This is a genomic window from Blautia sp. An249, from assembly GCF_002159835.1.
In the GTDB taxonomy this organism is placed as follows: Bacteria; Bacillota; Clostridia; order Lachnospirales; family Lachnospiraceae; genus Blautia_A; species Blautia_A avistercoris.
The window spans coordinates 124,512-131,977 of the sequence record NZ_NFJL01000010.1 but is presented as its reverse complement, the minus strand read 5'-3'; the positions used below and the strand labels follow the sequence as shown (position 1 = coordinate 131,977).

The following is a 7,466-nucleotide window of genomic DNA, read 5'->3' as shown; positions in this document are numbered from 1 at the left end:
GTTACATATTAAAGCACATGAATATAAGTGTACCAATACCGATTGTAATGCTAGTACAATCGCAGAGAATTTTAATGGTTTTCTTAATTACTATAGCCGGATGACAGAACGCTGTGCTGACTTTATTTGTTCATTAGCATTAGAAACCAGCTGTGAAGGATGTTCCAGGATATGTAAGGTATTAGGGATAAAGATCAGTGGAGATACGGTTATCCGTCTTCTTTTGAAAAGATATCAGGCTATGGAACATGATTTCACTGGAGATAAAATAGGGATTGATAATTTCGCTTATAAAAAACGTCATACATATGGAACTATCATAGTAGATGAGGAAACTCATAATCCTATCACGCTACTGGATGGAAGAGACGGAGGCGCTTTGCGGAAATGGTTGAAAAATAATAAACATATCAAAGTAATTACCAGAGATAGGGCCAGTGCTTATGCAAAAGTCATAGCAGAAGAACTGCCGGATGCAATGCAGGTGGCAGACCGTTTTCATCTTCATCAAAATTTACTGGAAGCCATAAAAAAGGCCTTAAATCATGAATTACCTGCCACTATAAAGATCCCGCATAACGATGAACCAGAAGAAAGTCATGAGACCGATAAAAAAAATTGCACAGGATGTGGATAACTCCTCAAATTATCCCGAAAAACGTTATAAGATGATCTGTCAGATCCAACAATTATTAAAAGAAGGTTGTAGTTACAGAGAAATTGCCCGTCGTATGGGAGTGGGAAGGAATACAATAGCCAAATACAGAACAGGTGAACCCAGAGAATTAAGCATGTATGGAATACGTCAAAGCAAACTGGATATTTATCACGACTTCATTCTAGAATGTCTGTATTCCGGAAAAAGTAAAACAGTAAAAGCTGTATATGCTAAAGGTTACACCGGTTCAAAGAGCAATGCTTTTGATTATCTCGTAAAAATAGAGCAGCGTGAAGGAAAAGCTTTTGAATTCCAGCCATATATCAGGACACAAACAGAGGCACTTAAATACAGGACAGGAAGTAAAGGAAAATCAGCAGATTATATCACAAGAGAAGGCGTATTTAGACATATGTGGATGAATATAAAGCTGACAGATCTGCATAAATGCTACATTTACAGTCACTTTCCAAACCTATGGGAACTGTATGCATGTATTAGAGAGTTTCAAAATGTTTTCAAGAAAAAGAGTGTGATACTTCTCTATTTATTTATTGAAAAGTACAAAAAAAGCAGCATAAAAGGATTACGAAGTTTTTCTAAAGGTTTGGAAAACGATCTGGATGCCGTTGAAAATGCGGTAACTTATGACTATAGTAATGGTTTTGTAGAGGGAACTAACAGCAGTCTTAAAATGATAAAACGTACTATGTACGGAAAATGTAACAGAGAGTTGCTGGAAGCAAAACTGCGCTATATGAGACAAGAGAGAAACGGATAATTGCGGAAGAACCCCAATCTCCGGAACGGGGGTGTAAAATCGCCCGGAATACTCATTCAGCCACGCAAAATAAGCATACACAAGAGGTTTCACAGACCGCTGTCTGTTATCGAATCTCTCTTTTGCCGATGATCCTTTATACATGTTGTCCTGATGATATATGGCATCGATCCGTTTGACCGCTTCAGCAGCAACCGCCTGTCACGGGGTGAGGGGTGCGCCCTTCTTCAAAGCTTTTATAATCTCTGCGAATTTTCGCCTTGCATGGGCATACACTTCTTGGCCATTGAAGTTTACCATCGGTAAATCTTTTATAACATAGAAGCCAGCCATCGCCATCATAGAATAAGGCCTTCATCCGGTCATTTCTGCGTCCGTCCACAGAACAGAAAGATGGATCCTGCTTCGTTGGATCCAGGCCAAATGTTCCGGTAACAATAGAGATCCATCCATCAATTCCTTTTCGAAGGTCCGTATAGCCGCAACATAAGTAAACATGCCGGAAGCCGGAAGCATCATTCAGCATAGCGTATGACTTCCGGCATTCTGGATACCAGTTCTGATGAAGAGTTTTCGTTCACACAGAACTCGATCTCCTTTATTTTAATAATCATTTGAATTTCAAATGCAGAAGATTCTTTTTCCACTGCTTTTGCTGGCAGCTGTTCTGGTTTCAGCGCAGGAAGTTCCACAAAATCAGCTTGTTTTAAAGCTGCTTCTTTTACTTTACGCAGCCAATAATAGTGGGCATCTCTGGATAATCCATGCTGTTCACAATAAAGAGCAACTTTCTGTCCGCTGGCATTACATTCTTTGATAATTGCGCGCGAAAAGTGTGAAAACATACTTTTTACACTTTACACACTATTATCCCAGATTTTGGAGGTGGGAGAAAATTGACGGGTTATTCACCATTTATTTTACTTAAAATAATTTTCCCAGTGCAAATAAGTAATATTTTATTTTTATGCAAGCAAAATCGATTAATACCTGACTGCAAATTATTGTATATCATAATTTAATATTGTTTTCTTTAAATAATAACTCTCTTTAAATTTTTTCAATGCTTCAAAGGAATAATTCTTCCACAAAACTGGACATCCACCATAGCATAAATCTCTATATTTACAAGATTTGCAACTATTAGATGGCCATTCACGTAATTTATTCATAATCTTCAGATATTCTAGATTATTAACTACTTTATCAAATTCTTGATATGAGGAAAAGTCAGATCCAAATTTGGCCATTTTTTGATCAATATACATATCACACGGCAATAACTCCATTTTGGGATTAAATGTTATTGCATTTTTCATATGTATTTGACATGGAGTAGCTAATCTACCTTTCAATAAATCTAACTGTTCTTCTGTGTAAATACACCTAGGAAAACTATATTCAATCCACCAGTCATCAGTGATAGTATTTAACTGATCCATTTGGGATATAAACGCTTCCACCAGTGCAAATGGATTGTTTTTTTTTAAATATTTTTCATTCTTTTCACGTGAATTAGCATTATCTATAATAAACGTAAATGAAAATTGTTTAGCACCATTTTCGAATGCATTTTGAACTGCATTACAAAAATTCATAACATTATGTTGCGTTATTACCATTGAACAAGTAAAGTCCATTGACATAGCAGCTAGATTTCGTATTGCTTTCAATTGCTTAGTTGCTCCATCAAAACCAGTAGTCCTTTTCCAATCTACAACATCACTTCCCTTAATGGATATATCAATATATCCGAGGCCACTATCAACCAATCTCTTACAAAAGTCTATATTTTCTAACAATACACCATTAGACGCTATTGCTGATACCAACGTTTTTCTATCCTTGATATATTCTAAAATTTCGGTAAGACGTGGATACATTAACGGCTCACCACCTGTGAAAAAAATATATTTCATATTCGCTTCACAACAGAAATCTACAATATTCTTTAAATCTTCATATCTAATACTATCAGCACCCCTATAACCTGCATCTTTGGCATAGCAAAAGTCACATCTCAAATTACAATTACGAGTTAATACAACTGTACATTGTTTCAATTTATCCTTATTTACCATAATACACCTTCCTAGCCTTTTTCATTCTATTGCATTCTAATTGAATAGAACTCAAAGATATACTATATTACTATTTTATCTAATTTATATAAAGAGGAGGTCTCTTGAGAAAATACAAACTCGGGTACTCCTTGTGCAGCTACTATTCCGCCCGCTTCTCCTCCAAACAGGCCAAAATCAATTATATAATCAGCAACCTCAGCAATAAATTTTATATTATGCTCAATAATGATAATTGTATCTCTCTTTTCTTGTAACGAAAAAAGTGTCTTTATAAACCTAGCAACATCAACATCATTTAAACCAGATGTAGGTTCATCCAAAACGTATAAATTTTGACCATGAGAAGATGTTCCCAAAGCTTTTGCTAATTTAATTCTTTGAGCCTCTCCACCAGATAAATTCATAGACATCTGACCCAATTTTATATATCCAAGTCCAAGTTCAATCATACTATTTAGTACGGAATATATTTTTTTTGCATCTTTGAACAAATCAATTATTTCAGAAATAGGTGTTTCTAAGATGTCTTGAATTGTCATTCCTTTATACATTACCAACAACACTTTTTCATTAAATCTTCTCCCCCCACATTCAGGGCATGTAATGTAGGAACTTGGCAAATAATTCAATTCAAATTTTTTTAAACCAGTTCCCTGACAGCACTCACAACGCCCCCCTTTAACATTCATACTGAATTGAGCAGCACCTAGCTTTAATTTACGCGCCAAATCTGTCCTTGAAAATAATGCACGAATTTCATCATAAATTCCCAAATATGATACAACTGTTGATCTAGGCGTTTTTCCTACTGGTGCCTGGTTGACCTGAATAGCACGTTTAATCATATTACTTCCTTTAAAAGTTTCACAATAATTAGCATTTTTCTTATTAAAGCAATTGACGACAACTGAAGCCAATGTTGATTTTCCAGAACCTGAAACACCTGTAATACAAGTGATGCCACCTATAGGAAATCGAACTGTTTGAGATTTTATATTTCTAAAATTAATATTACAAAATTCAAGGTACTCCTTAGTTTTATAAATATCTTTAAATTGCACTTTGCTTTCAGAAACTGATGTTTTTCCATGCTCACAAATTAAATATCCACCTTCCGGGCCTCCAACAGGACCTAATTCAACAGTATAATCTGCTTCTTGCATATACCTCTTATTATGTTCAATTGCAATTACTGTATTTCCACGCTCAATTAAATCTTTTGTAGCTTGAATAATACTCGTCATATCACGATAATGTAGTCCTTTACAAGGTTCATCCAAAATATAAAGCAATCCTTTCAGAGAACATGTAAGCTGTGTTGCAATTCTAATCCGTTGTTTTTCTCCATCAGAAAGGGACGGAATTGATCTATTCAAACATAAATATCCAACATTTAATTTAATTAGTGCATCAGTTTTACGAATCATTCCATCAATTAATTGAGAAACTAGTTCTTCTTTTTCAGATGAAGCATAATTACAATTAATCTCTTGAAGCCAAGAACGTAGCGATATAAACTCCATTTGTTCGACTTCACTATAATTCATGTCTTCCACCTTGTACTTTAAAACATCCTGGCGTAACTTCGCGCCATGACAAACATGACATGGTATATCTTCCATATACCGAGAATACACTCCGGATTGTTCTGAAATATCACTACTAGCAATCCGATCTTGAATTGCCGAAACTGCACCTCTTAAATAAACATAGTGTTGTTTTCTACGTTTTCCCTCTTTATATGACAATTTGTATCTAATCTGGTCATCGGCATAAAGAAGCTGATGTAATTCATCTTGACTTAATTCTGAAACTTTTTTATCTATATTTATTCCATACTGTTCGCATAGTGCTTCTAAGTATTTTTGCTCTTTACTATCTGATGATCCTTTAAAAAACAAAATACCTCCATCTCTTAAAGTCTTCTCTGAATCTGGTATTAATAATGCCTCTGATACAACAGTTTCAATCCCCAGACCTGAACAATGTGGACAAAACGTTTTCGGATTGTTATAAGAAAATGTACTCTCTGAAATACTCTGTGTACGGCTACTATTAATAATCGCATATAATGACCTCAGATAGTAAGATATTTCTGTTATTGTACCAATGGTTGATCGGGGATTAACATTATAATAATTCTGCGAAATATTCAATGCTGGTTGAAGATTTTTAATAGCCCCCACCCGTGGTTTATTCATCAACTTTTGACCATATAAATTTCCTGTCATTCCTTCAAGTAACCCTCTCTGGCTTTCAGCATATATTGTATCGAAAACTAATGACGATTTTCCACATCCGGAACAACCAGTTACACAAGTAAAAGCATTCAATGGTATTTCAATATCGATATGTTTTAAGTTGTGCTCATAAGCGTCTTTTATTATTATTTTTTCCATATTTAAACAACTCCTTCTTGTGCAACTCACTTTGCAAGTAGTGATGTACACTCTAAAATCATATAACAGTAATACTACTTATAACGAGAAAATTCTTCCACTTTTCTATGAACTATGGATGCTACTTTGCAATTGAAATCATTAATCAAAAAAACATTTCCCTCTGGATTTTCATTTGCGTTTCTCATCATACATACTGTACAATATTCTTTATCTTCACATGACACACATTTAATAAACTCTTTCCTTTTTATTTTTCGTAATTCTTTAATTTTTTTAGAATTTATCCAAATCTCCTCTACTGTTTGCCGCTTCAAATCCCCAACAATATTTGTTTGCCACCCAGCACAAGGGAAAACATTTCCTTCAACCGAAACACAAAAGCTATATCTACACACAGAACAAATAGGGCTTTCTTCAGTAAATGATCCCTTTTCTTTTGCAGCGTCCTGTAAAATTTTTGCGTAGCCTTCCGAAAACTCTTGCTCCAATGCATCTTCAAGTTCTTCTAAAGATAACCGATTTGATAAGTTACTTCCCGTATGATCATATGAAGCAAATATTACCGGTTCAACTGCAACAGCAATATTCAATTCTCTCCCCCATATAATAACATCCCGAAAAGCATCTTTATTTAATTTCATAATAGGACATGAAATTTGTACCGGTATGCCTGCGGAAAGTAATTGTAAAATACCATTTTTTGTTTTTTCGAAACTTCCTTTCAACTTTGTAATAGAATCATGTATTACTGGATCCATAGAATATAATGATGTTTGAACTGAAAGAAGTGAATTTTTTTTCATTTCCGAAATAATTTTATCGTTCAACAATGTCAAATTCGACAAAACATTCACTGATAAATCAAATTCTCTACATTTTCTAAGAAATCCTATTATATCTTTATGTAACAATGGTTCTCCACCGGATAAAGTTACATGAATAATATTCATCTTTCGGCCTTCTTCCAAGATCCTATAGAATAGTTTTGACTCTATAGCCTTAGTTTTACATTTATGTGGAATATAACAATGAACACATCTTTCATTACAAATGCTTGTAATATCGAAATGGATACTCCTTAAAAAGTCATTTTCACTAACCCAACTTTTTTCGCAATTCTCCTCTTTAACAATTGCCCCTGTCTCGGAAATATCATCAGACTCATGTACTCGTTCTTGCTCCTCACAAATTTGATAAGTCTCACCTGAGCTTAAGTATCCCAGATCAACAAAGTATTGAAAAAACTTCATAGTATCTTCTTTTAAAACATCATAGTCTACATCAACAAATATCTGCATTAATTCCAAAATAATTTCATCAATATTTCGTGGACTCTTTGTCAACCTGGAAAGCATAACTGCTCCACTTTCTGAAACAAAGTTTTCTCCAGGATAACGCTGATTATCATTTAAAAGTCTATATCCAAACTCACAATTATCTGTAATGTATCCATGACCTTCGTACTGTCTAAACAAAATATTATTCTTGATTTTATAAAACACCTTTTTACCTCTACATAAAAATAAATATTTTTAATATTG

At 34.3% G+C, this 7,466-nt stretch carries 7 protein-coding genes; 2 read left to right on the top strand and 5 right to left on the bottom strand.

Features of this window, described 5'->3' with window-relative positions:
• Positions 1-637: transposase (locus B5F53_RS11030; protein WP_087223346.1), on the top strand; the 637-nt coding region annotated here is incomplete at its 5' end.
• On the top strand, positions 600-1,439 hold the full coding sequence (locus B5F53_RS11025; protein ID WP_162610583.1) for a transposase: 840 nt from the start codon (positions 600-602) through the stop codon (positions 1,437-1,439). The genes B5F53_RS11030 and B5F53_RS11025, both read left to right, overlap by 38 nt.
• Before the next feature lie 184 nt (positions 1,440-1,623).
• Here B5F53_RS11025 and tnpB read toward each other — a convergent pair whose 3' ends face one another.
• The 5 genes from tnpB to B5F53_RS11000 all read right to left on the bottom strand — a co-directional run bounded on the left by tnpB (position 1,624) and on the right by B5F53_RS11000 (position 7,427).
• Positions 1,624-1,965, bottom strand: coding sequence for an IS66 family insertion sequence element accessory protein TnpB (gene tnpB, locus B5F53_RS11020; RefSeq protein ID WP_087223329.1), 342 nt, complete (start codon positions 1,963-1,965; stop codon positions 1,624-1,626).
• Entirely contained in the window at positions 1,955-2,284 is a 330-nt protein-coding gene (tnpA, locus tag B5F53_RS11015; protein ID WP_087223327.1) for an IS66 family insertion sequence element accessory protein TnpA, read from the bottom strand. The genes tnpB and tnpA overlap by 11 nt, the downstream gene beginning before the upstream one ends.
• 156 nt (positions 2,285-2,440) lie before the next feature.
• On the bottom strand, positions 2,441-3,520 hold the full coding sequence (locus B5F53_RS11010) for a radical SAM/SPASM domain-containing protein (protein ID WP_087223325.1): 1,080 nt from the start codon (positions 3,518-3,520) through the stop codon (positions 2,441-2,443).
• A gap of 62 nt (positions 3,521-3,582) precedes the next feature.
• Positions 3,583-5,922, bottom strand: a complete 2,340-nt coding sequence (locus tag B5F53_RS11005) for an ATP-binding cassette domain-containing protein (RefSeq protein WP_087223323.1) — start codon at positions 5,920-5,922, stop codon at positions 3,583-3,585.
• 74 nt (positions 5,923-5,996) lie between these two features.
• Positions 5,997-7,427, bottom strand: coding sequence for a radical SAM protein (locus tag B5F53_RS11000; RefSeq protein WP_087223321.1), 1,431 nt, complete (start codon positions 7,425-7,427; stop codon positions 5,997-5,999).
• Between the last annotated feature and the right edge of the window lie 39 nt (positions 7,428-7,466).